Consider the following 24,447-nt stretch of genomic DNA (forward strand, 5'->3'; position numbering starts at 1 on the left):
AATGAGACACGCAAATGATTATAGAAAGCTCGGGCGCACAAGTTCGCATAGAAAGGCATTGCTGAAAAATCTATCCATCGCGCTAATCACGCACGAGAAAATCACCACAGGACTTTTTAAAGCAAAAGAATTGCAAAGCTACATCGAGCGAATCATTACCACCGCAAAGGGCGATGATAAGAGCAACGCGCATAGGCAGATTTTTGCAAAGTTGCAAGATAAAAAAGCGACAAAAAAAGTCATTACCGAAATCGCGCCAAATTTCACAAATCGCAACGGCGGATATACTAGCATTCACAAAATCGGCACGAGACGCGGTGATGCCGCAGAAATGGCAGTGATTGAGTTTGTAAAATAGGGCAGAGTGCTTGAATCATAAATCGTATCGCAAAGTCGCCTTTGTTGTGGCGATTTTTGCTGTTTTGTTTTTGAGTGCTTGTGAGCGCACTGACTATCAGCACCCCATTCATCGCTACCATCAGCAAAATAATAAATAAGCTACTTTCAAAATCGCATTTTCCAAAATCGCATTTTATGCCGAATCTTGCGCGTAGATTTGCGAATCTTATCATAAAATCTTGCGATATTTAGCGCATCTTTGCTTAAATCCGCATTCTTACCAATATTTGCAATGCGTGTGCGATAAACAGATAAATGTTGCCCCTCCCCGCGCCGCAAAGCAAGATTTGGCGGTTGCGAGAAAATATTATCAAAAAAATCAAAGATTTTCTTTGCATAAAATTCTTTTGGATTAAAATTATCCAAAAATAACGGCTCGTTGCGCATAGATTCATAAGCTAAATTGTCATTGTCGATTCGTTTCACTTCCTCCACTAGCGCGTCCAAATTTGCAAAATTATGCGCGTTTATAAAGGCTTTTGGGTTGATTTTGTATTCTAATAAATGCGGAGAAATTTTTGGGATTCGAGTGTCAATTAAATCTAAATCATTTGGGTTATAAAGGCTTCTATTTTCCCCCCCCCCTCGATAAATCTGCCCCCCCCCCTCGATAAATCTGCCCCCCCCCAATCGATAATATCTGCTCCATTTATATCATTAGCAACGCCACTTCGCAAACTTGTATCACCCCAATAAATAGGCACACACCCCGCGCTATATGCGTCAAATAGCTTTTCTGTCAAATATCCCGCATAGCTTGAATTTTCAAAGCATAAGTTAAATTTATAGCTTTGCAACCATTTATGCTTGTTTTCTACCGCGCCACCGATATTATTGCGCCATTTGCCACCTGAATCCACACATTTATACGCACTCAACTTATCAAAAAATCGCTCACGCAGCACCGCCCCGCCATTGCTTACCATATACGCGCAAAATTTCTCCCGCGCATTTAGATTTCTACGCGCCAAATTATGATTATAAAGCACAAACAAGGGCACACGCAAATATCGCTCCCCAAAGTCCATAAAATCATAAGCGATACCATAATCCATAAGATTCCAATCTATGCGGACATTTTCGCCTGTGTAAAAGATTTTCACGCAATCATACTCAAAATGCTTCTCGCCAAAGGGAGCGCAAAGCAAAAAATCTGGCTTTTTTGAGTAAATAATCTCGTATTTTTGGCTTAAAATTTTTACAAACGGATTTGCGTAGAAATTCGCCTCCGTGTCATCACTCCACCAATCAACTACACGCATTTTGATTTTTGGACGCATTTTGATTTGTGATTTTGCCATCGCAAGTCCTTTTTTGAAATTTATAGGCGAATTATTGCATTTTTATTTTAAATCTACGCTGATTAGTGTGCCAAATCTTGGGGCGATTTTTTGTTATGAATTAGGGGCGGAGCGATAGAAAATTTTTTAAGATTTTTACTTTTTAAATTGATAAATAAGATTCTGCGAAAATGGCGTAGATTCTGCGATTTTCTGTATTTTTTTGTCATTGCGAGATTCTGCGAAGCAGAATCGTGGCAATCTATTTAGTATTTTAAAATTTGTGGATTGCTTCGTTGTGGCTTCGCCACGCCTCGCAATGATGGAAAATATCGTAGATTCTGCGAATCTCAAACAAAACGAAACATTTTTATGTAAAAATCGCAGAATCTAAACGCCATAAATTCGCAGAATCTCGCAATGACGAGAAAAGGGCAGATTCTGCGCTTTGTGTGAATTTCCCCCGATTTCACATAAAATTCGCAATTTCTTCCTAAATCGCATTTATTTTTGCGATATACTTTCACATTTAAATCACACAAAAAGGATTTTTTATGAGTTTTTTCAACAAGTTGAAGTTAGCGACAAAAATAGTGCTGTTTATAAATGGCGTGGTGGTGCTGTTTTTGGCGATTATGGCGTATATTATTTATGCGCGAAGTAGTGAGATTCAGTTCAAAGAGAGCAACGCGCTGATTGAGAATATCACAAGAGCCTATGCCACATTTATGTCAGGGGAGATTGGCGAAGCGGTGGCGAGTATTAAGACTATCAAAGTCCCACTTGAAGAGCAAATCAACTCCGTGCGAAATCAATCAATGATGGCAAATATCGTGCTTGGCGCGCTAAACTCGAATGCTTCGGCATCTTGGACTTATCTCTATCTCAAAAATCAGAGCGCATTTAAGGGCGAAAATATCGCCGATTCAAGGCATAGACTGCCAAATGGCGACTTTTTGATTTTGGCAGAAGCACCGCAAAATGACTTATCACAACCGGGCAAGATTGTTAGCGCGGATTCTGTGATTTTGAGTTTTCGCGGACTTGCAAAGGCGTTTGCCACAAAGAAAATCGCCGTTTCTCCGCCTGACTCAAAAGTCATAAATAAGCATTCGATGTATGGCGTTAGCATAAATATCCCCATTTTGCGCGGGGGCGAAGTCATCGGCGTGATTGGCGTTGTGATTCGGATGAATCCTTTTAGGCAACTCATCATCGATGAACTCGCCAAAGGGCATATCAAAGGCGCAGTGCCATTCGTGCTAACTGACGATGGGACGCTGATTGTCCATAGCGATTTAGGCATACAAAATAAAAAATTAACCGATGTAAATCCCCACAAAAGCGCAGGCGACTTGCTCCAAATAGCAAAAGAGCATAGAAATGGTATCGTGCATTATCGCTCGGTGAGTGGTAATGAAGGATTTGCGAGTATTCACTCATTTGAAGTGACGCCAGATAGCGGGACTTGGTGGGCGATGGTGCTAAATGCGCCCGAAGACTCGGTGTTAGAGCCGGTGCGAAACTTGCGAAATATCATCATAATCGCTACGATTGTCGCACTCGGGGCGATTGCCGTGATTATGAGCTGGTATATCAAAGCACGACTAATTAGTCGAATCCAAAAGATTGGCGATAAACTCCACGATGTCTTTAAGTATCTAAACTACGAAACAAAGGCAAAACCACAACCGCTAAAAATCAACGCCGATGACGAGCTAGGCGATATGGGTGTGACGCTAAATCAAAATATCGAGCGCACACAAAACACAATCGATGCAGATTCTGCGGTGGTGAAAGAAGTGGTGGATTTGGTAGATGAAGCCAAAAAGGGGCGATTTGGCAAGCTCATTGAAAAAAGCAGTCTAAATCCGCAAACCGAAAAGCTAAAAGATTCACTAAATGAAATGAGTAAAACGCTCTATGCGCTTGTGGGCGGGGATTTAAGCAGGGCAGCGCAAATCTTTGAAGCATATCAAAAAAATGACTTCACCCCGCGAATCGCAAATCCGCAAGGATTAGAGCATAGCGTAAATACGCTAGGTGATTCGATTGTGGCGATGCTAAAAGATTCTGCGAAATACGCAAAAGAGCTAGACAATCAATCAAAAATCCTTAAAAAATCAATGGAGCATTTAAATGACAGCGCGCAAAAGCAGGCGGCTTCACTCGCGCAAAGTGCCACAGCGGTGCAAAATATCAGCGATTCGATGCACAGCGTAAGCGACAAAACAAATGAATGCACGCAACAAGCAGAAGACATAAAAAATATCGTAAAAATGATAAAAGACATCGCCGACCAGACGAACTTACTCGCGCTAAATGCGGCGATTGAAGCGGCAAGAGCGGGAGTGCACGGACGCGGATTTGCCGTAGTCGCCGATGAAGTGCGAAAGCTCGCCGAGCGGACAAATAAGAGTTTGAGCGAGATTGAGGCAACCGTGAATATTTTAGCGCAATCTGTAAATGAAATGAGCGAAAATATCCAAGAGCAAACAGATGGATTAAGGCAGATTAGCGAAAATATCATCGAGCTAGAAGCCGTCACACAGGGCAATGTCAAAGTCGCAAACGAGACAAACAAAATCACCGATGGGGTGAATGGCATTGCAAGTGCGATTTTGGATGATGTGAAAAAGAAAAGTTTTTAAGGTGCAAGATTCTGCGAAATATTGTGGGGAAATTCTTGCGAAATTTATATTTTATGCTAAAATTTTGCCTTTATTTTTAAAAAGTTAGAGAATTTGATGAAATATATTTTGCTTATGCGACCTTATCAATGGAGTAAAAATCTCTTTATTTTTGCCCCTGCATTTTTTGGATTTAGCGAGTTTAGATTGGCAGATTCTGCGAATTTATTGCTTTGCTTTGTGGCGTTTTGCTTGCTTGCAAGTGGGATTTATGTAATAAATGATATTTTAGATAAAAACGCCGATAAACTTCACCCACAAAAATGTCTGCGTCCCATTGCGTGTGGGAAAGTTAGCATTTTAAATGCCACTATTTTTGCATTTGCGCTAATTGCGTTTGCGTTTTTGGTGATTGCTTCTATTTCAAATTGGGGGGGGGGATGAACACCTTTCGCAGAATCTAACGCATAATTCGCAGAATCTATCGCAGAATCTAATCACAACTCCGCAGAATCTCTCCATTTTCCTCCCTTTTATTTTTTATGTTATCTTAAATATCGCTTATAGTTTTTACCTAAAACACATTGCAATTTTGGATATTTTTATCATCGCAAGTGGGTTTGTCATCCGCCTATTTGTGGGTTCTGTGGCGACAAATATTTCACTTTCACATTGGATTATTATTACGACTTTTTTGCTTGCGTTATTTTTGGCATTAGCAAAGCGGCGCGATGAGATTATGATATGCAAACAAGCGAAGTATTCCGCCTACAATCGCACATTTTTAGATATTGCGATGAGTATTTCTGCCTCGCTTGTGATGGTGGCATATATTTTTTATAGCATTGATTTGAGTGTAAATGAGCGATTTGGAACGCACTCGCTTTATTTGACTAGCGTTTTTGTGCTACTTGGGATTTTTAGATATATGCAAATCACTTTTGTGAATATGGATTCTGGTGACCCTGCGAAAATTTTACTAAAAGATAGATTTTTGCAATGCACGATTTTAGCGTGGTTTGTGAGTTTTGTTGCTATTGTGATTTTAAAAATGTGAAAGGAAAAAGATGAGAGAAAGTAGAATGTATTTTTACGCGCTAATTGCGCTGTGCTTTGGGATTTTGTGTGTGTTTGCGGTGTTTGGCGTTAGTCATTTGGAGATTGAGTTTTTAGAAGCGACAAAGGGCGATGAGTTCCCGCAGATTCTGCAATTTGAGAATATGTATGAAGGTGCGCTGGCGTTGAATATAAAGCAGTTTTTTGCCTTTGGGTTTTATAATTATGGATTTGTTTATTATGTGCTAAATTTATTTGTAACTGCGCCATTTTTTGCGCTTGATAATTACGCACTTGCCATTTATGCCCCTAGAATCTTAAATGCTGTTTTTGTGCTTTTAAATGTGGTGCTTCTTTATCGTATCGCGCGACTATATTTAAATGCCAAAAATGCCTTTCTTTTGGTGCTGATTTTTGTCTCAATGGGTGGATTTTGGTTGGGTGGATTTAATATCAAACCAGATTTTTTTCAAAGTTTTTTTATTTTGCTTTGTGCGTATTTTTTAGTGCTAGATTCTGCGAAATTTGGGAAAAATTATTATTTTGCCATTGTTGCTTTGGGACTTGGCGTGGGTATTGCAAAGTTTCAAGCGGTGATGTTTCTCCCGCTAATTTATTGCTATATTTGTCTGCCTTGCGTTTTGGAGTTTAAAAAGCAAAAGATTTTTGTTGCTTTAAAGCGTCTTTTTGTGGCGAGTGTGGCGATTTTTGCACTTTGGATTATCACAAATCCATATCTTTTGCATCCGCGCGGAGCAAGGGCGTGGTGGAATATGTTTGAGGGAAATATGAGTAGCAATGCCACAAATCACGGGTCTTATATAATGCCAAGTTTGAGCGATAAGATTTTTAAGGTTGTGGATTTTTATTATTTTGAGATTTTTGTGTTTGTGATTTTGGTGGCGATTTGTGCGTATTTTTTGGTGCGATTTTTGATGAAAAAAGATACTAGATTCTGCGCGATTGTTAGCATTGTTGCAGGATTTGGCATTTCGCTTTTGTATTTGCTATTTTGCGTGAATAAAATTTGGGCGAGTTATTACATTTCGACAATTTCGCTTGGAGTTGTGATTTTAGGAATTGGGGGGGGGCAGATTATGAAAAATCACGCAACAAAATTTTTTAGCGCAATTTTAGTTTTGCAAATATTTTTTGGCATAGCAAATAGTGCTTATAGTGGCGTTTTTAGTGATAAAAAGGATTTAGATTTTATAAAGCAAAGAAGCGAAATGATGATTTTGGCACTAAAAAAAGTCGCCCCACAAGGCAAAATCTATAATGTGCTTACAAACAACACCGCCTTTGCGTATTTGGAGTTAGGATTAAAACCAAAAAATATTTTTAATGTCTATGGGCGATTGGATAAGCAGGGATTTGTTTATGAAGAGTGGGCGAAAAAACCGCATACTTTCGCATTTGCGCCAAAGGATTTTATTGTGCTTTTTAAAGATTCTGCGTTTTTTGGTGACAATTTGCATAATGATAAAAATTTGGCATTAAGCATTGAGGTGCTAAAAGAGTTAGATTCTGCGAAATTGCCGTATAAAAAAGTCTTTGATGATAAAAATTTGGTGATTTATCAAAATATAGATTTTGCGCATAGTTTAATCGCAGAATCTCCCGTAGATTCTGCGAATGGAGGTGCAAAATGAGTAAAATTATTTTATTTTGCGTTGGGGCATTTGTGCTATTTAAAATCTCGCGTTTAAGGGATACTTTGAAGTTTCAAATGATTAGTTATCGCGTGGGAATTGCGCTATTTTGCTTTGTGCTAATGCTATTTATCATCGCAAGTGTGGGATTTGTGCTAAAAATCCAAATAAATGCACTTTATTTTTATATCGCGCTATGCGGTAGTTTGCTATTTTTGCTAAAAAATAATGAATGCAAAATTTTAAGTGCGGTGGCGTTTTTTGGCGTTTTTATCTTTGCGATTTTTATGGCGTTATATTTTTATGATTATAGTTGGGATGGTAGGGCATATCATCAAATTGGGATTTATTATCTTGCAAATGGATGGAATCCAATCTATGAGAAAATGGAGGAAGTCGCGGATTTAAGGCAGTTTTTAAGTCACGAACTTTGGGTTACACATTATTTGAAGTTTGCAGAAATCACGCAATCTTGCATTTACAAGGCGTTTGGAACGATTGAAGGCGGAAAGGCAATCAATTATATTTTTGCATTTGGGGCATTTTTTTACGGCGTGGCGGTGCTTGGGAGATTTAAAAATATAAATTTTGCAATTATTGTTTTGCTTGTATTTTTGGCGGTGTTTTCGCCTGTGGTGATGGCGCAAATTGGGACTTATTATATTGATGGATGTTTGGGAGTGGCGATAATTTTTGTGATTTTTGCGATGATTGATTTGGATTCTGCAAAATTCGCAGAATCTAGCGCAAAATTCGCAGAATCTGCCCTAGATTCTGCGAAAATACTGCCAAAAGCAATATTTATTTTGGCACTTCTTGCCACTGCTAGTATTAAACTCACAGGTATCGCTTATGCTGGATTTATCGGCATTTCGTATTTGCTATATCAAATCTATCGCAAGGATTTTAAGGCGGCAAAGGCGGTATTTTGCTGTGGGGCGATTGCGTGTGCGCTAATTATTATTTGCAATGTAAATCCACTGCTTACAAATCAAGCGCAAAATGGGCATTTTGGATATCCTTTGATGGGGAAAGATAAGATTGATATTATCGCCTCGCAACAACCAAAGGATTTTGCAGGAAATAATCGCTTTGCCAAACTCGCAAAATCGCTTTTTGGTAAATCGCAGAATCTCGGGCAAAATGGCGAAAGTTCGCTAAAAATCCCATTTTTACGGCATAGCGATGAGCGACTTGGCGATACGGATACGCGAATTGGCGGATTTGGATATTATTTTAGTGGGATTATTTTGCTGTGCCTTGCGATGATTGCGCTAAATTTTAGGAAGTTTTCACATAGGGATTTTATGTTTTTATTTTGCGTGATTTTGGGGTCTGTGATAATAAATCCAGAATGCTGGTGGGCGAGATATGTCCCGCAAATGTGGATTTTGCCTTTTATTATAATTATTTTTAGTTATTTTTTTGCGCTAAATAAATTTTCGCAGATTCTGCGGGTGGGTGCTATTTTTTGCCTAATTTTGACTTTTTTATCTACGGCAAATTTTCCGCTAAATTTTTGGTATAAAAACAACATAAAATCGCAGTTAGCAAATCTCCCAAATGAAAAGATTTATATTTATTTGCCCGGGATGGAAAAGTCCTTTGGCATTAAACTTTTGGAGAGGGGATATGAAATGGAGATATTAGATAAAGACGCATTTTTGGCGCGTAAAAATGGCGGGGAGAAATTTTATCAATTAAAAAATGTGCTTGATGTGGGAGGATTTTGGAATGTCGCAGATATTGAAAATCAAACGCAAAACGCAGAATCTAGCACAAAATTCGCGGAATCCACCGCAAAAAACGCAGAATCCACCGCAGAATCTAAATAAAAAATGGAGGTTTAGAAATGTTAGCATTTATTCCGCTGATTTTATTTTCCGTGCTTTTGAATGCCATCGCGCAATTATTGCTAAAAAAGGGGATGAGTAGCGAGGCATTAGAATTAAGCGGTGCATTTATTTTGAAATGTGCGCTAAATCCATTTATTTTAGGCGGACTTGGGATTTATGCAATTAGCATTATTTCGTGGTTAATCGTTTTGGCAAAAGTGCAAGTAAGCGTGGCGTATCCATTTTTGGCGTTAGGATTTGTTTTTAGCGCGGTTGTGGCGCACTTTGCCTTTGGCGAGGTGCTTAATGCAAGTAAAATTGCTGGGATTGGTCTTATTTGCGTGGGATTAGTTCTTTTAACGATGAAGGGGTAGCGATGAAAAGATATATTGTGATTGGCGGCAGTGGATTTGTAGGGAAATATGCGATAAATGCGCTAAAAGAGGCGATTGAGATTTCACGCATAAAAAAAGGCGAAATTATAAATATCGATATTACCCCGCCAAATGCCAAAATGGCGAAGTTTATTAAATGCGATATTGCAAAAAATGTAGATTTTAAGTTTTTGCAAAATGATGTTGTGATACATTTAGCAGCGAGGGCATATTCGCCAAAACCGCCGATAAAGGCATTTGCGCCACATTGCCTAAAAGAATATTTTTTTAATGTAAATGTTTGCGGGACAAAAAATATTTTGCAAAAAATGCAAGAGTGTGGGTGCAAAAATCTCATTTATTTTAGCACGGATATGGTTTATGGAGTGCCACAATATTTGCCGATAGATACTTCTCATCCACGCAATCCCATCGGATATTATGGTAAAAGCAAAAAGGAAGCAGAAGATTTGATTTGCAAAAATGCTACGGGGGGGGGGGGATTTGTGCTACAATATTCCGCCCAAGGATGATTTTAGGTGCTGGGCGATATGGCATTTTGCTGAAATTATTTCGCTTAATGGAGTTAAATTTGCCCCTTCCGCTTATTGGAAATGGGGAAAATTGCTACCAAATGGTAAGCGTGAAAGACTGCGCAGAGGCAATCATTTGCGCGATAGAGCAGGGCATTCCAAATGATATTTTTAATTTAGGTTCGCAAAATCCGCCAAAAATCAAAGAACTTTTGAGATTTGTCATAGAGCAGGGCGACTCAAAAAGCATTCTTTTGCCAACCTGGGGGCGAGGCGTTAAGTGCATTTTGAGTGCGTTAGAATTTTGCGGTGCTCCGCTGATGTATAAAGAGCAGTTTGCCATTGCAGATAAGCAATATATCATCGATATTTCCAAAACGCAGAATCTGCTTTGCTGGCGACCAAAAGAGGGCGATTGCGATATGCTATTAGAGGCGTTTCAATATTATAAAGAAATGAAGCGTGGAATGTAGATTCTGCGAATTTGTCACAAAATCGCAGAATCTAAATAAAATTCGCAGAATCTGCCCTAGATTCTGCATTTTTTTGCGCAAAATCGCAGAATCTAGCGAGATTTTTTAGAAACTATTGCATTTTTTAGAAAAATAAATGTAAAATACGCCTTTTAAAATCATCACAAGGACTTGGAAATGGGATTAGACAGCAGACTTTGGACTTTCGCAGGGACGATAAACTCTAATCACGACTTTATCATCGGATTTTACACGGTGCTTACATTTTTACTCGCACTCATCATCGCCAAACTCGCCACACGCCGTTTGGAGCTCGTGCCAAGCGGTTTGCAAAATGTCGCGGAGGCATTTTTAGGCGGTATCATATTTTTCGCAAAGGACGCCATCGGCGAAAAGCTCGCGCGAAAATATATCCCACTCACCGCGACTTTGGCACTCATCATCTTTTTGGCAAATATGATTGGGATAATCCCGGGATTTGAGGCACCTAGCTCATCTTGGAGTTTTACGCTGACACTTGCGCTAATCGTGTTTTTCTACTACCATTTTGAGGGCATTCGCAAAAATGGATTTGCGCACTATTTTGGGCATTTTATGGGACCGCTAAAAGCACTCGCCCCGCTAATGTTCCCGGTGGAGATTATCTCGCATTTCTCGCGCATAATCTCGCTTTCTTTTAGGCTCTTTGGCAATATTAAGGGCGATGATATTTTCTTACTTGTGATGCTAATGCTAGTGCCGTGGGTTGCGCCACTGCCGGCGTTTGCGATACTTACATTTATGGGGATTTTACAGGCGTTTATTTTTATGATTTTGACTTATGTTTATCTTGCGGGTGCGATTATTTTAGATGAAGAATCGCATTAAAAAGCGGCGAGATTCTGCGAAAAACGCAGAATCTAGCGCAAATCTCGCGAATCTCTCGCTTAAAAACGAAGCATTTTTATACAACCTAAAAAGCATTGGCATTATCATCGAAATGCTGATTGGCGCGATTTTAGGCATTGCGCTGTGCTTTGGATTTTTCTTTGCATTTTTCGTGGTGCGCGGGAGTTTGCTAGTCTCACTTGGGATATTTTTTATCATTTTAATCATCGCGGCATTTGCGATTTTGGTGCTAAAATGTATGTTTGTTTTAGTGGGGTTGAAACTGCGAGAAATAAGGATTTTGGAGAAAATATGAGAAAGATATTTGCGATTTTTTTATTTAGCGTGTTTTGCTTTGGCGCGGAATTAAGGGAAGGCGTGGATTATGAAACGCTAAAAACGCCCATTTTAGGCGCGGAAAAGTCCGTCATTGAGATTTTTAACTATGCCTGTCCTTTTTGCTACAAATATGAAAAAATCACACCGCAAATCGCCCGTTCGCTCCCCAAAGATGCGGTTTTTAAGGCGTATCATTTATGGCGAAATGATGATGAGAGAATCACAAGCGAAGTTTTGGCGGTGGCGATGATAAAAGATGAAGCGGATGGCGTTTCGATTTTTAGCGCAGATTCTGCGTTTTATAAGGCAAAAAGTGCGTATTTTGTCGAGTATCACGAGAAAAGGACGCAGTTTGATAGGGAGAAGTTTTTGCAAATCGGACTTAAAGCAAGTGGGATTGCGGAAAAAGACTTTAAAAACGCGCTACAAAATCAAAAAGTGATAGATTTGCTAAAAGCGTGGGAGGCGGGATATGAGGCGGCAAGAGTGCAGGGAATCCCCGCATTTGTGGTAAATGGCAAGTATTTAATTCTCGCAAGTGCCATAAAATCCGCGCAGGATTTGGTGGATAAAATCAACATATTGCTTGAAAAATAATGCGTAGATTCTGCGATTTTGCGGACATTTGCAGAATCTTATTTAGATTCTGCGAAGTGTAAATTTGCAAGAGTTAAACTTATGGAGATTCTGCGATGGGTGGATTTTTAGGGCAGATTCTGCGAAATTTGCAGAAAATAAAGAGAATTTGTGATTTGCGAAATTTAAAGATTCTGCGAAATCCAAAAATTCCCCAAAATTCGCAGAATCTCACACGCAAACTTCCCCAAAATTCGCAGAATCCAAAACGCAAAATTTCCCCAAAATCGCAGAATCCAAAACGCGAGATTCCGCAAAAATCCACAAAATCCAAAAATCCGCCAAATCCACCAAATCCGCAGAATCTCAATATTTCCCCAGACCCACAAAATCCAAAAATCCCCCAAAATTCGCAGAATCCAAAACGCGAGTTTCCCCAAAATCCCCAAAATCCCTCAAATCTTCCCCACAATCTTTATCGCCTCCAAAATACTCGCATTTTTTGGGGGATTTTGATTGTGCTTTGCGTGGGACTTGTGGCATTTGCGCATTTTTTGCAATATTATTTATTTATGCACCCTTGCGCGCTGTGCGTGTATATTCGCTATGCGTTTTTGGTGGTTGCGCTTGGCGGGGCATTTGCGCTATTAAATCCGCAGAATCTTTTTTTAAAAATCATCGCCTACATTGTGGCGATTTTTGGCGCGGTGCGCGGGATAATATTTAGCATAAAACTAAATGCGATTTATAGCGCGCTTCGCAGTGATGAAATTTTTGGCACTGCGGGGTGCGCTTTTAGGGCGCAGTTTGACTTTGGAGTGCCGCTTGATAGGTGGCTGCCAAGTATTTTTGCGCCAAGTGGGGATTGTGGCGTGGATTATCCTATGCCACCGCAGGGCGCGAGTTTAAGCGCGGTGCAGCAATCTTTAATCGAACTTTACAGCGATGGATGGTATCTAATCCCAAGTTTGAAGTTTGGCACGATGGCGGAGTGCGCTTTGTTTGCGTTTTGCGCTATTTTTGCCACTCTTTTGGCGATGGCGTTAAGTGCGCTATATCCTAAACTCGCGCTATATCCTAAACTCGCTTAGTGCCTTATTCAAATCATCGCTCTTTGCCTCCAAATCGCTAGAAGTCTCTTGACATTTTTTGCTAATATCCGCTAGCTCATTGATATTTGAATCAATCGCAATGCCGTTATTTATGAGATTTGAAATGCTATCATTTACTTTATTTGCTATCTCTTGGGATTGCGCGAATTGGGCGATTGCGGTGTTTATGATATTTGAGAGATTTGCGATATTTTCTTGCATAATCGCAGAATCTGCGGATAACTTCTCCATTTTTTCAAAACTCTGCTCCATATCTTCGATAACATCGCTAATGGACTGCAAAATCGCATTTATCACCACGCCTGTTTCATTTACGGATTTGCTTGTTTTCTCGCTTAGCTTTCGCACTTCATCCGCCACCACCGCAAATCCACGCCCGTGCTCACCTGCGCGTGCCGCCTCAATCGCCGCATTTAGTGCCAAAAGATTCGTCTGCTCGGCGATTTCTGTGATTGAAGTTAGCACGATTTTAATGCTCTTTGCTTCGTTTGCAAGTCCTTGTATTTTCTCAACATTGCTTTTTTCATTTTCTGCGTTTGATAAAATCTCTTTGCTGATGGTTTGGATTGTTTTTTGCGTTTGCCCTGCGGTTGATAGCACTTTTTGCAATTCATCTTTTGCCAAATTTGACAATTCTATGCTTTTATCGATATTTGCGCGAGAAGTCGCACCTAGCGCGGTGTTGTGTTCGCTAATGCCCTGCACTTGGATGATTTTTGCCTTGATATTTTCTGAAATCTTATTCAACGCCTCCGCTACGCTTTGATTTTGGCGAATCGCACCAAAAATCTTTGCAAAAATATCATTTATGTAGCGCAAAAATGTATTCACTGAATCTGCCATTTTGCCGACTTCATCGTGCGAATTTATGGTGATTTTTTCATTTATCGCTTTGTTTGTGATGATGAAATGTAGTTTGGCATTCACATTCTCTAAATTTTGCAAAATATTTTTGGTAATCATCACGCAAAGCGCGATTGTCGCCACAAGCACGATAATTGCAAGTGCCAAAATTTTATAAAAATAATTTTGCTGATTTTGCGTTTTGCTTAAAAGTGCGCTTTGGAGGTTATTTGCGATATTATCCTCGATATTTTTTAGCAAGTCGATTTTTTGCGTAATGGTATCAAACCACAGCTTCGCAGGGACGCCATAATCGCCTTTTAGATAGTTTCGCTTCAATGCGCTTCGCAACTCATCGACTTTTTTAGTGCTTTTTGACTTTTGCACCTCGCTAAATAAATCCACACTTTTTTCATCGCCAAAGTCCAAAAATGCGTCATTATGCACCTTTTGCTTTGTTAAAAGGCTAATAAAAGTTTCATATTGCGCTGCGTTTGCGGGGGCATTTGCCGCAAAAATCGCATTGCCCGTTGCGCGCTCTAATCCCGCACTTTCTTTGCCATACAAAAAATTCATATAACTTATCATTTGCAAGGTGGTGGCACTTTCATTTACTAACTTTGTGGATTCTACGATGGTGTGGAGCAGACTTGCAATCGTGCTTGTGTAGTAGCTAATAATGCTTTGCAAGGGCGCATTCGCAGAATCTAGCGTAGAATCTGCGCTTTTTCGTGTGGCATTTAGCGATTTTAGCGCGCTAAATCCGTCATTTAGCAAGTTTTTGTGTTGCGCGCTTAAATTTGCACTCTCCACACTCGCGCTAAAATCCGCAAATGCCTTGTCGGTTAGCTCTCTTTGGGAGCGTAGCTCACCGCCAAAACTCGCCCCCTTGCTTGATATAAATCCCGCACTCAAACCCCGCTCTTTTTGCAATTCGTGCACTAGGGCGGAGAGCTTGGTAGAGATGGCGATTTGCGTTTGCAACTGCCTGTCATTTTTTAGCGCGTCATAATTTCGCAAAAGCAAAATCGCCATTAAAATCACCATCGCCACAAGTGGCAACGCAACTAAAATCACAATCTTTGATTTGATATTTAGGGTATTTAGCATTTTTACGCCTTTTTTTTGTTTGGGAATTTTGATTTGATATTTTATTAAAAAATGCTAAAAGATATCGTTTTTTTTTTTTTTTTTTTTGAATTTAAGTGCAGAATCTACGCAGATTCTGCGAAATGTGGGAAGATTTTGCAATTTTTTGATTTTTTGCGAGATTCTGCGAAATTTGTGAAAAACGCAGAATCTAATAAAAATTCGTCATTGCGAGATTTGACGAAGTCAAATCGTGGCAATCCATTTTATTTTTTTGGATTGCTTCGTTGCACTCGCTTCGCTTCGTGCGCCTCGCAATGACGAAGTATTCGCAAAAATTCCCGTGCGAGTCGCAGAATCTAAAATCGCAGAATCTAATAGATTGCTTCGGCACTTTGTGCCTCGCAATGACAAAGTGGGGTATTTTTGTCCGTTATCGCGAGATTCTGCATTTTTTTGTAAAAAACCGCAGAATCTAGTGCGCTATTTTCCGTCATTGCGAGAAGTCGCACTTTGGGCGACTTCGTGGCAATCCATTTTGTCATTCTGAGCGTAGCACGAAATGCGAAGCGAAGAATCTCTTTTTTTTGAAATTATGAGATATTTCGCTTCGCTCAATGACAAAATAAAATATTATTCGCAGAATCTGCGATATTGTCGTCATTTTTTGGATTAGATTCGCTTATTTTTTTCGCAAAAGGGCTACACCCCCCTCCCCGCTCCCCCCGACTATTAAATTGTGTCCCCAAAAGCTGCCGCTTTTCGCTTTTAGGGGGAGAGCCTCGCTTAATCCGCTTCTAGCAAAAAATCGGCACTCGCACTACTGCTCGTTTGCTCCCGATTTTTTGCACCACGAAGCGGGCGAGATTTGGGTGCTTCGCACGATTGATTTTTATTAGATTCTGCGATTTTCGCAGAATCTTGGATTGCCACGCTCGCTTCGCTCGCTCGCAATGACAAAATGGGTGCAGAATCTAAAACGGCATATCCAAATTTTCATCCCCATCAATCATCTTTGTAGGCATTTGCTCGCCCTCAACGCGCAAATCCTTATCCACAAAACGCGTAAATTTGGGAAACATCATAATCTTAATCGTCTTTAACTCGCCGTTGCGGTGTTTGCCGATGATTAGCTCCACTTCCTCGCTTTCCCCCTCTATGATGAGCGGTTCTTTAAATTCCTTGCCATTTTTTTTGGCGTCCTCCATTCGTTTGCGCTGGTCGCGAATGTCATAAATTTGCCCACGATAAAGAAATAGCACTATGTCAGCGTCCTGCTCTATTGCGCCTGATTCGCGCAAATCGCTAAGCATTGGGCGTTTGTCATCGCGCGATTCAAGCATACGATTTAGCTGACTTAAAGCGATGATTGTGATTCCTAACTCACGGGCTAGATTTTTAAGCCCACGCGAAATTTCGGCGATTTCCAAATGCCTATCCTTGCTCCCCACGCCACTCATAATCTGCAAATAATCAATCACCACAAGGGTAAGTTTTGGCTCTTTTAGCATAAGGCGGCGGATTTTGGATTTTAGTGCGGAAATGTTGAGATTTGCGCCATCTTCGATATGCAATCGCCACTCTGTCGCAATTTTTGTGCTGATGCTTTGCAAATATTGCCATTCATTGTCGTTCAAATTCGCGCTAATTAGCGTTTGTAATGGGATATTTGATTCGATAGCAAAGATTCGTAGCATTAGCTGTTCTGCGCCCATTTCAAGGCTTACAAACGCCACTGCTTCATCGCGCTTCAATGTCGGCAAAATCGCATTTAGCGCAAACGCCGTTTTGCCCATACCCGGACGCGCGGCGATTACGATGAGTTCGCCTTTTTTAAAGCCATTTGTCGTCATATCCAAGTATTTAAATCCCGTGCTAATGCCTTGAATCTGATTGCCTGACGCTTTGTTTTCGTGCATATAATCAAGCGTAGAGGCGACAATGCTATGCGCGTCCCTAAAATCGCCCGTGTGGCTTTTAGATTCTAATTTGAAAACTTCTTTTTCGATATTGTCGATGATTTCAGCGGAGCTCATCGCATTTTCTTTGCTTTTTTCTTGAATCGAAATCGCCAAAGAATGCAATTTGCGCTTTAAGGCGATATTGCGAATTTCGCTGATATAGCCCTTAATATCCACAATCGCGCTTGTTGCGACAATCTCTAAAAAATTTGCCTTAAAATTTTCTAAATCCTTGCCTTTTTTGCCACAGCGCGTCAAAATGTAGTTGTTATCAAGTGGCAAGTCAGCCTTGTAAAGTTCGCTCATCGTGGCAAAAACCGCGCCATTTTGCTCGTAAGAAAAGTCGCTTGAATCTAACTCGCTTTCAATCTCGCCAAAAATATTTGGATTGTAAAGGATTGAGGCTAAAAGTGCGCGTTCAAATGATATGCTTGAATCCATACATCACCTGCGAATCTAATCAAATCTTTGCCACGAATAGCTACGAATCTGCCACAAATCTATTGCGAATCTGCCACAATTTGCCACGAATCGCCACGCATTTGCCACGAATCCAAAATCCACGAATCGCCACAAAATCTTACGCTTTGTAATTTTTGATGGATTTTTCTAAAATCTCAATCGCTTTTGCCTTGCCCTCGAAGTTTTTTAGCTTCACCCATTTGTTTGGCTCTAACATTTTGTAAGTCTCAAAGAAATTTTTGATTCGATTTAATGAAAGCTCACTTAAATCGCTAAAATCCTTTATATTGCTGTAACTTGGGTCAATTTTTTCGGCGGGTAGTGCCAAAAGTTTTTCGTCCATTCCGCTTTCATCTTCCATAATCAAAACGCCGATAATACGACATTTGATGACGCTTCCTGCTTGAAGTGGGTATTGATTTAGCACCAAAATATCCATAGGGTCGCCATCATCAGCCAAAGTCTGCGGGATAAAGCCGTAATTTGCGGGATAATAAACCGCGCTATACATTACTCTATCTACCATAATCGCGCCTGTGTCCTTATCGACTTCGTATTTCACGCTTGAACCATAAGGGATTTCAATCACCGCATTTACGAAATCTTTGCCACCATAAGTCAATTTACTTAAATCCATTTTTTGTCCTTTTTGTTGAAATTTAAATGTAGATTCTGCGAATCTACTCTGATTTGTCATTGCGAGATTTGACGAAGTCAAATCGTGGCAATCCATTTTTTATTTTTTGTGGATTGCTTCGATTCGCGTTGCGAATCTCGCAATGACGGCGTGGATTCATTTGCCATAAATCTACGCCTTGCTTTTAATAAACGCCTCCATCTCCGCGACAATCTCATCGATTGTGCGCTCACCATTGATTTGCTTTAAAATGCCAAGATTTTCATAAAACGCCTTTATTTGCGCTAATGGCTCTAAATACACCTTCATACGATTTTTGAAAACCTCCGCATTATCATCGCTCCCACGCGCCCTGCCGATAACCCTATCAAACGCCACGCCCTCGCTAACCACAACTTCGATAACGCTTACTAGCACAATCTCGCTTTGTGCTTTTAGCACTTTGTCTAACGCCTCCATTTGCTCCACAGAGCGCGGATAGCCGTCAATTAGAATCGTATCTTTGGGCGAATTTTTCAGCGCATTTACAATCGTATCTACGACAATTTCAAGCGGTACCAAATTGCCCTTTGAAGTGTATTTGTCAATCGTTTTGCCAAGTGGCGTCTCTTTTGCCACTTCTTCGCGTAACAAATCGCCCGTAGAATAATGCTTTATAAAATCGCCATTATTTTGCGCGATGATTTGCGCATCTGTGGTTTTGCCAGAGCCCGGCGCACCGATTATTAGAAACAATTTTTTCATATTTTTTACCTCCGTTTTTTATTTTGCTTTTTCTCGCACTCTTATGCCTAACTCTTTTAACTGCTCATCAGGGACGCTACTAGGTGCGCTTGTTAGCGGACAAATCGCCTTTTGCGTTTTGGGAAATGCGATGACATCGCGAATGCTAGGCTGTTTGGTAAGTAGCATTATTAGCCTATCAAAGCCAATCGCAATGCCTCCGTGCGGTGGCGCACCATATTGCAATGCTTCAAGCAAAAAGCCAAATTTATTTTTCGCCTCACTCTCACTAATGCCTAAAATCTCAAAGACTTTTTGCTGAATCTCATTTTTGTGAATCCTAATGCTCCCACCACCCAACTCAAAGCCATTTAGCACGACATCATAGGCGCGACTTGTCATCTCTAACGGATTGCCAGATTCAAGCCCTTTTGGCATTGTGAAAGGGTGATGAAGCGCGTAATATCGCCCATCATCAAACTCAAACATAGGAAAATCCACCACCCAAAGGAAATTTAGCTCATCTTTATCGATTAGTTTCATAATCTCAGCACATTTTAGGCGCAATCGTCCCATATAATCCAACACGATTTTTGCCTCACCCGCGCCAAAAAACACCAAATCGCCGTCCTTTAAATCTAATGCTTTTTTAAAAGATTCGCGCTTAGATTCGGCGACAAATTTCATTAGGGGACCCTTTACTTCAACCGCACCATTTTCACTTCGCGCTTGCGAATCTCCCTGTCTAACTTGAATATAAGCCAAACCTTTTGCGCCAAATTTGCGGACAAAATCCTCCATTTCATCTAACATTTTGCGCGTGAAAATATTACTCCCATTTGGGATTTTTAGTGCTTTGAATCGATTTTTTTTCAAATCACCCGCGATATTTTTAAAAATCTCATTACTCGAATCGCTAAAAAACTCGCCCACATCGCAAAGCGGGAGTGCGAATCGCAAGTCTGGTTTATCGCTACCATATTTCTCTATCGCTTCATTGTAATCCATTCGCGGAAATGGCGTCTTAATCTTATGCCCACACGCGCCAAAAATATCACTTAAAAGTTTCTCAGCGACTTCTATCACGGCATTTTCATCGCAAAAACTCATCTCAATGTCAATTTGCGTAAATTCAGGTTGCCTATCTGCGCGCAAATCCTCATCGCGGAAGCATTTTGCGATTTGAAAATATCTATCAAATCCGCTCATCATTAGTAGCTGTTTAAAAAGCTGCGGACTTTGCGGAAGCGCGAAAAATTCGCCATTGTAGATTCGGCTAGGGACTAAAAAATCCCTTGCGCCCTCTGGCGTAGCTTTTGTCAAAATGGGCGTTTCGACTTCTAAAAAGCCCATAGATTCTAAACTCGTGCGCGTTTTTATGGCTATTTTAGAGCGAAGCGCGAATGTGTCGTAATTTTTTTGAGAGCGCAAATCCAAATAACGATATTTTAGCTTTAACTCTTCGCTTGTAGATTCTGCGCCTATTTCGATTGGTGGCGTTTTGCTTTTGTTTTCGATTGTGAGTTGCTCCACTACAACTTCAACTTTGCCCGTTTTTAGCTTGGGATTTTCTAATCCTGCGCCCCGTGCGCGGACTTTGCCACTTACTCGTAGCACAAATTCATCTCTAATGCCCCCCGCGCTGTCATAATCTTTGCAATTTGGGTCAAAAACTAATTGCACGACACCGCTAAAATCGCGCAAGTCAATAAACACCACGCCTCCGTGATTGCGATATGAGTTGCACCACCCACAAAGGCGCACTTCTTTGCCAATGTCATTTTCGCTAACTTCGCCACATAATTTTGTCCGCATAATCCGCCTTTTTATTGAATTTAAAGTGGGACGCCAAGTGCTTGACGCAGTTCAAACTCTAACTCCACAGGTTTTAGCTTTGTTAAAAATGCGTCCGCTTTTAGCGACTTTGCAAGAGAGATATTTGACTCGCTACTCATCGAAGTATTCACAATCACGGGCAAATGCTTGTATTCATCGCTTTCTTTGATTTGCTTTAACACTTCAAAGCCACTTACCACAGGCATTTCTAAGTCCGTGATAATCGCACCGATGGTATCTAAATTTCGCTCATTGCGGAGATAATTTAGCAATTCTTTGCCATTTGGGAATGAATAATAGCGCAGTCCTAGCTTTTCAAGCAAAAGCTGCATAGACTTTGTCACCGAGCTAGAATCTTCTGCCAAAAGTATGATTTTATTGCTATCAATGCGCGTGATTGTCTGCATATCAAGGCTCTCTTGGTCGCGCACCATAGGGAAAATCTCGCCTAACATTTTCTCCACATCTAAAATCTGCACGATTTTACCATCATCAAATTTCGTAGTCGCCACGACTTTGCCGTCCTTTTGGAAGCCATATTCACTGCCTGTGACGACTTCATCCCAGCTTCGCTGAATGATTCGCTTCACCGAATGTATCCGCAAACCCACGGTGTAGCCACTAAAATCGCAAATTATGATTAAATACTGCTCTGAATCCACCGCAAAATCGCGCAAATCCTTTAATTTATCCTTCGGGTCAAAATACAGCCACCTACGCAAATCAAGCAATGGTATCGATTCGCCCCGCATTGTGATAAATCCAAGCACCACATCATTATCCTCGCCCTCTGTTTTTGTGAGAGTGTCCGTGTAATGCACCACTTCGCGCACTTTAAAGACATTTGTCGCGTATAATTCGCCCTCATTTTCAAGCAAAAAGCACAAAAACTGCACTTCGTTCATCAAATGTAATTCTGTCGTTTTGGCTATTTCTTTTAGCACCATCGCCCCCGTGTTGAGAAAATTTTTGAGAATTTTTGCAAAAATCTAAAAATAAAATTTGGCATTATACAATATTTTTTTAAATGTAAATAAATGAGCGCAGATTCTGCGAAAAATATGTGAAAATCGCAGAATCTAGATTGCCACGACTTGCAAGCAAGTCTCGCAATGACGAATTTAGCGCAGAATCTACCGCAAAATCGCCACTTCTAACGCCTCTTTTTTAATTATCGTATTATCAAATTTCACAATGAGTAAATTTTCATTTTCATTCACATAACTTTCCAAAACACCCTGCATTGCGTTGATTTCGGCGATTGATTTTATCTGCGATGAGATTTTCATATAGAGATTCTGCGAATTTTTTGGATTTTTTAGTGCCAAAAACGCCACAAACCACAGCGCAATCGCTATTATTACCACCCAAATTACAAGCACAAAATTAAATTTATCGATGATAAATCCGCCCAAAACTCCGCCCAAAAACGAACCCAAATATCCAAAAGTCGTAAAAATGCCTAGCGAGACGCTTTTATCTTGGATTTTGGGATATTTTGAAGCGAGATTCTGCAAAATCGGCTCAGAGATACAAAACGCACAAAAAAACGCCACAACCCCCACAGCATAGGTAAAAAGCGACTTTCCACCATCGCCAATGCCAATTAGCGCAAATGCCACGCCAAAAAGGGCGATTGAAAAAAGCAAAACTTCCTTTGGCAGCTTCTTTTTTTCTGCGATTATCATACTTGGAGGCAGTGCGAAAAGTCCCAGCACCGCGCTTAAACTAAACACCTTCCAAATGTCATTTTTATCCATTCCAAAGTGCGAAATAAGCATTACAGGGATAATCACAAAGGCAAAACTCATCAAAAACTTCTGCACTGCGATACTAACATTTAGCAATGCCAAGTTTTTATCGCAAAGCAGGGCAAAATGATTGCTTTTTGGCGTAGAGTAGCGTAAATTAGGACTTTTTGGCACGAGCACCCAAAGCGGAATAATGGCAATTAGCGATAAAAACGCCGTTAGCAAAAATAGCTTATCCGTCCCATACCGCGCACCAAGCGCACTTCCTAAAATCATCGCAACAATAAAACTTATAAAAATGCAAACGCCCATAAACGCCATCGCCCCGCCACGCTTCTCTTCGCTAATCAAATCCGTGATATTTGCGCTAATCACGCTTCCAATCGCCCCTGCACCTTGCAAAATCCGCCCAAAAATCAGCATTTCAATACTCGTAGCAAAGGCGCAGATTATCGAGCCCATCGCAAAAATCAAAAGTCCAAAGGTAATCACCGCGCGCTTTTGAAACTTATCGCCCAAAATGCCAAATGGCACTTGAAAGATGATTTGACTAACCGCATACGCGCTAATTGCGATGCCTATGACACTCGCGCTCTTCACGCCAAAATCCTGCACAAAAAGTGCCAAAGTCGGCATTACGACAAAAAGTCCAAAAAAGCGCAGTGCGGCGATGATTGAGAGCGAAGCGGTGATTTTAAACATTGACAAACCTTAAATTTTAATGTGAAATTTTATGAATTTTTGGGGCATAATTTTACAAAAATTTTTGAATTTTTGGGATTAACTTATGATAATCATATTTTTTAGCGGAAATTTGCACAAGGCACGGGAGATTAAAGCGATTTTTGCGGAGGCGGAAGTGCGGATTTATACGGAGTTTATGGATGCTTTTGAGGTGGTGGAGAATGGAAGCAGTTTCGCGCAAAATGCGGTGCTAAAAGTAAGTGCGCTATATGAAAAAATGATAAATTTGGCGCATTTAGATTCTGCGATTTTGCGCGAATTTGGGGAGAAAAAAGTGGTTTTGATGGCAGAGGATAGCGGGATTTGCGTAGATGTGCTACACGGAATGCCAAATATTTTTTCGGCACGATTTGCGAATTTGCCAAAAAATTTTATGGATTTCCACGCTTTTGCGGAGGGCAACTCCAAATTTTCCCCCTCCATTTTGGATGGCGATTTCAAATTTTCCCCCTCCCTTGCGGAGGTTAAGTCAGTTTGTCCCCCCTCCCTTGCGGAGGGGGTTAGGGGGTGGGTAGATTCAAGTGATAGCGAAAATATTGCGCGTTTGATTAACGAGCTAAAAGCACGACAAATCGCAGAATCTAGCGCAAAATTTGTATCTTGCGTAGCGTGTTGTGCGATAGATTTGTCATTGCGAGAAAATAATCTCCCCCTCCAAAATGCGCGCGGGGGACAAAGGGAGTGGGTAGATTCTGCAAATCGCAGAATCTCGCACAAAATCGCAGAATCTGTCCTAACTTCGTCATTGCGAGATTCGGCGATAGCCGAATCGAAGCAATCCAAATTAAATCCGTGCGAAGCACCCAAAACTCGCCCGCTTCGTGGTGCAAAAAATCGGGAGCAAACGAGCAGTAGTGCGAGTGCCGATTTTTTGCTAGAAGCGGAAAAGCGAGGCACTCCCCCTAAAAGCGAAAAGCGTGAGCTTTTGGCGCGTAGGGGGAGCGGGGTGGGGGGTGCAGCCCTTTTGCGAAAAGATTCAAGCGAATCAAATGATAAAAATGGCGAAACTATCGCAGATTCTGCGCTAGATTCTGCGAATCGCACGAAAATCGCAGAATCTAGCGATTACAAAGAGACAATCGCACTCACCACTCACGGCTTTTTAAATGGCAAAGTCATTTGCAAGATTCGCGGACAAAACGGCTTTGGCTACGACCCCATTTTTATCCCAAATGGCTTTGACAAAACAATCGCCGAACTCCCAAGCGAAGTCAAAAACGCGCTCTCACATCGCAGACACGCGCTAGATTTAATGCGACTATTACTAAAATAATG

General features: G+C 40.8%; 30 protein-coding genes. 18 read left to right on the forward strand and 12 right to left on the reverse strand.

The features are described from left to right. Window position 1: 1 nt before the first annotated feature. Together rplQ and ACWIUE_RS02840 are read left to right on the forward strand one after the other, a co-directional pair. On the forward strand, window positions 2-358 hold the full coding sequence (gene rplQ, locus ACWIUE_RS02835) for a 50S ribosomal protein L17 (RefSeq protein ID WP_454134684.1): 357 nt from the start codon (window positions 2-4) through the stop codon (window positions 356-358). Between the two features lie 10 nt (window positions 359-368). Further along, entirely contained in the window at window positions 369-497 is a 129-nt protein-coding gene (locus tag ACWIUE_RS02840) for a hypothetical protein (RefSeq protein ID WP_454134686.1), read from the forward strand. 7 nt (window positions 498-504) lie between these two features. On the opposite strand, the gene ACWIUE_RS02845 is transcribed toward ACWIUE_RS02840, so the two are convergent. The 3 genes from ACWIUE_RS02845 to ACWIUE_RS02855 form a co-directional block, all read right to left on the reverse strand. Continuing rightward, window positions 505-1,029, reverse strand: a complete 525-nt coding sequence (locus tag ACWIUE_RS02845; RefSeq protein WP_454134688.1) for a hypothetical protein — start codon at window positions 1,027-1,029, stop codon at window positions 505-507. Then, a complete protein-coding gene (locus tag ACWIUE_RS02850; RefSeq protein ID WP_454134690.1) occupies window positions 942-1,700 on the reverse strand; it encodes a glycosyltransferase family 10 domain-containing protein in 759 nt (252 codons plus the stop codon). The genes ACWIUE_RS02845 and ACWIUE_RS02850 overlap by 88 nt, the downstream gene beginning before the upstream one ends. Window positions 1,701-1,835: 135 nt before the next feature. Continuing rightward, window positions 1,836-2,033, reverse strand: coding sequence for a hypothetical protein (locus ACWIUE_RS02855; protein ID WP_454134692.1), 198 nt, complete (start codon window positions 2,031-2,033; stop codon window positions 1,836-1,838). 200 nt (window positions 2,034-2,233) lie between these two features. On the opposite strand from ACWIUE_RS02855, the gene ACWIUE_RS02860 reads away from it, so the two are divergent. The 12 genes from ACWIUE_RS02860 (at window position 2,234) to dsbI (ending at window position 13,105) form a co-directional block, all read left to right on the forward strand. After that, window positions 2,234-4,330: a methyl-accepting chemotaxis protein gene (locus ACWIUE_RS02860; protein WP_454134693.1), complete on the forward strand. Its 2,097-nt coding sequence runs from the start codon at window positions 2,234-2,236 to the stop codon at window positions 4,328-4,330. 96 nt (window positions 4,331-4,426) lie between these two features. After that, window positions 4,427-4,753, forward strand: coding sequence for a UbiA family prenyltransferase (locus ACWIUE_RS02865; RefSeq protein WP_454134694.1), 327 nt, complete (start codon window positions 4,427-4,429; stop codon window positions 4,751-4,753). Continuing rightward, window positions 4,722-5,366: a hypothetical protein gene (locus ACWIUE_RS02870; RefSeq protein WP_454134696.1), complete on the forward strand. Its 645-nt coding sequence runs from the start codon at window positions 4,722-4,724 to the stop codon at window positions 5,364-5,366. Before ACWIUE_RS02865 ends, ACWIUE_RS02870 begins: the two co-directional genes overlap by 32 nt. Before the next feature lie 10 nt (window positions 5,367-5,376). Further along, entirely contained in the window at window positions 5,377-7,017 is a 1,641-nt protein-coding gene (locus ACWIUE_RS02875) for an ArnT family glycosyltransferase (RefSeq protein ID WP_454134698.1), read from the forward strand. Next, the gene (locus tag ACWIUE_RS02880) at window positions 7,014-8,852 is read left to right on the forward strand and encodes a hypothetical protein (protein WP_454134700.1); all 1,839 of its coding nucleotides are present in this window, start codon (window positions 7,014-7,016) and stop codon (window positions 8,850-8,852) included. The genes ACWIUE_RS02875 and ACWIUE_RS02880 overlap by 4 nt, the downstream gene beginning before the upstream one ends. 17 nt (window positions 8,853-8,869) lie before the next feature. After that, window positions 8,870-9,226, forward strand: a complete 357-nt coding sequence (locus tag ACWIUE_RS02885; protein ID WP_454134702.1) for a hypothetical protein — start codon at window positions 8,870-8,872, stop codon at window positions 9,224-9,226. A gap of 2 nt (window positions 9,227-9,228) precedes the next feature. Beyond that, the gene (locus tag ACWIUE_RS02890; RefSeq protein WP_454134703.1) at window positions 9,229-9,759 is read left to right on the forward strand and encodes an NAD-dependent epimerase/dehydratase family protein; all 531 of its coding nucleotides are present in this window, start codon (window positions 9,229-9,231) and stop codon (window positions 9,757-9,759) included. Next, complete coding sequence (locus ACWIUE_RS02895) at window positions 9,756-10,232, forward strand: NAD-dependent epimerase/dehydratase family protein (protein ID WP_454134705.1); 477 nt, start codon at window positions 9,756-9,758, stop codon at window positions 10,230-10,232. The genes ACWIUE_RS02890 and ACWIUE_RS02895 overlap by 4 nt, the downstream gene beginning before the upstream one ends. A 177-nt stretch (window positions 10,233-10,409) precedes the next feature. Further along, window positions 10,410-11,099 carry a F0F1 ATP synthase subunit A gene (locus tag ACWIUE_RS02900; protein WP_454134706.1) on the forward strand — a complete coding sequence of 230 codons (690 nt, stop codon included), beginning with the start codon at window positions 10,410-10,412 and terminating at the stop codon, window positions 11,097-11,099. Continuing rightward, the gene (locus ACWIUE_RS02905) at window positions 11,083-11,415 is read left to right on the forward strand and encodes a hypothetical protein (protein ID WP_454134708.1); all 333 of its coding nucleotides are present in this window, start codon (window positions 11,083-11,085) and stop codon (window positions 11,413-11,415) included. The genes ACWIUE_RS02900 and ACWIUE_RS02905 overlap by 17 nt, the downstream gene beginning before the upstream one ends. After that, the gene (locus ACWIUE_RS02910; RefSeq protein WP_454134710.1) at window positions 11,412-12,035 is read left to right on the forward strand and encodes a thiol:disulfide interchange protein DsbA/DsbL; all 624 of its coding nucleotides are present in this window, start codon (window positions 11,412-11,414) and stop codon (window positions 12,033-12,035) included. The genes ACWIUE_RS02905 and ACWIUE_RS02910 overlap by 4 nt, the downstream gene beginning before the upstream one ends. Window positions 12,036-12,130: 95 nt before the next feature. Then, the gene (gene dsbI / locus ACWIUE_RS02915; RefSeq protein WP_454134712.1) at window positions 12,131-13,105 is read left to right on the forward strand and encodes a protein-disulfide oxidoreductase DsbI; all 975 of its coding nucleotides are present in this window, start codon (window positions 12,131-12,133) and stop codon (window positions 13,103-13,105) included. On the opposite strand, the gene ACWIUE_RS02920 is transcribed toward dsbI, so the two are convergent. After that, window positions 13,085-15,079: a methyl-accepting chemotaxis protein gene (locus tag ACWIUE_RS02920; RefSeq protein ID WP_454134714.1), complete on the reverse strand. Its 1,995-nt coding sequence runs from the start codon at window positions 15,077-15,079 to the stop codon at window positions 13,085-13,087. The genes dsbI and ACWIUE_RS02920 overlap by 21 nt on opposite strands. Window positions 15,080-15,214: 135 nt before the next feature. On the opposite strand from ACWIUE_RS02920, the gene ACWIUE_RS02925 reads away from it, so the two are divergent. Then, on the forward strand, window positions 15,215-15,379 hold the full coding sequence (locus ACWIUE_RS02925; protein WP_454134716.1) for a hypothetical protein: 165 nt from the start codon (window positions 15,215-15,217) through the stop codon (window positions 15,377-15,379). Further along, the gene (locus ACWIUE_RS02930; protein ID WP_454134719.1) at window positions 15,333-15,608 is read left to right on the forward strand and encodes a hypothetical protein; all 276 of its coding nucleotides are present in this window, start codon (window positions 15,333-15,335) and stop codon (window positions 15,606-15,608) included. The genes ACWIUE_RS02925 and ACWIUE_RS02930 overlap by 47 nt, the downstream gene beginning before the upstream one ends. A gap of 64 nt (window positions 15,609-15,672) precedes the next feature. On the opposite strand, the gene ACWIUE_RS02935 is transcribed toward ACWIUE_RS02930, so the two are convergent. The 3 genes from ACWIUE_RS02935 to dnaB are packed head-to-tail and all read right to left on the reverse strand — an operon-like array spanning window position 15,673 to window position 17,460. Then, entirely contained in the window at window positions 15,673-15,807 is a 135-nt protein-coding gene (locus ACWIUE_RS02935) for a hypothetical protein (protein ID WP_454134720.1), read from the reverse strand. A 37-nt stretch (window positions 15,808-15,844) separates the two neighbouring features. Next, window positions 15,845-16,018, reverse strand: coding sequence for a hypothetical protein (locus ACWIUE_RS02940; RefSeq protein WP_454134722.1), 174 nt, complete (start codon window positions 16,016-16,018; stop codon window positions 15,845-15,847). Between the two features lie 14 nt (window positions 16,019-16,032). Continuing rightward, window positions 16,033-17,460 (reverse strand): replicative DNA helicase, encoded by a 1,428-nt coding sequence (dnaB, locus tag ACWIUE_RS02945; protein WP_454134724.1) that lies wholly within the window; start codon window positions 17,458-17,460, stop codon window positions 16,033-16,035. Between dnaB and ACWIUE_RS02950 the strand changes: the two genes are divergently transcribed. Continuing rightward, window positions 17,442-17,612 carry a hypothetical protein gene (locus ACWIUE_RS02950; protein WP_454134726.1) on the forward strand — a complete coding sequence of 57 codons (171 nt, stop codon included), beginning with the start codon at window positions 17,442-17,444 and terminating at the stop codon, window positions 17,610-17,612. The genes dnaB and ACWIUE_RS02950 overlap by 19 nt on opposite strands. Here the strand turns inward: ACWIUE_RS02950 and ppa are convergent. The 5 genes from ppa to ACWIUE_RS02975 form a co-directional block, all read right to left on the reverse strand. Further along, window positions 17,600-18,118, reverse strand: coding sequence for an inorganic diphosphatase (gene ppa / locus ACWIUE_RS02955; protein ID WP_454134980.1), 519 nt, complete (start codon window positions 18,116-18,118; stop codon window positions 17,600-17,602). The genes ACWIUE_RS02950 and ppa overlap by 13 nt on opposite strands. A 171-nt stretch (window positions 18,119-18,289) precedes the next feature. Then, complete coding sequence (locus ACWIUE_RS02960; protein ID WP_454134728.1) at window positions 18,290-18,862, reverse strand: adenylate kinase; 573 nt, start codon at window positions 18,860-18,862, stop codon at window positions 18,290-18,292. 18 nt (window positions 18,863-18,880) lie between these two features. Further along, window positions 18,881-20,656, reverse strand: coding sequence for an aspartate--tRNA ligase (gene aspS, locus ACWIUE_RS02965; protein WP_454134730.1), 1,776 nt, complete (start codon window positions 20,654-20,656; stop codon window positions 18,881-18,883). 20 nt (window positions 20,657-20,676) lie between these two features. After that, window positions 20,677-21,621 carry a chemotaxis protein CheW gene (locus ACWIUE_RS02970; protein ID WP_454134731.1) on the reverse strand — a complete coding sequence of 315 codons (945 nt, stop codon included), beginning with the start codon at window positions 21,619-21,621 and terminating at the stop codon, window positions 20,677-20,679. Window positions 21,622-21,810: 189 nt separating this feature from the next. Further along, window positions 21,811-23,130: an MFS transporter gene (locus ACWIUE_RS02975; RefSeq protein WP_454134733.1), complete on the reverse strand. Its 1,320-nt coding sequence runs from the start codon at window positions 23,128-23,130 to the stop codon at window positions 21,811-21,813. An 85-nt stretch (window positions 23,131-23,215) separates the two neighbouring features. On the opposite strand from ACWIUE_RS02975, the gene ACWIUE_RS02980 reads away from it, so the two are divergent. After that, window positions 23,216-24,445: a non-canonical purine NTP pyrophosphatase gene (locus ACWIUE_RS02980; RefSeq protein ID WP_454134735.1), complete on the forward strand. Its 1,230-nt coding sequence runs from the start codon at window positions 23,216-23,218 to the stop codon at window positions 24,443-24,445. Window positions 24,446-24,447 lie beyond the last annotated feature (2 nt).

The sequence above is a fragment of the Helicobacter sp. 23-1045 genome, assembly GCF_053654655.1.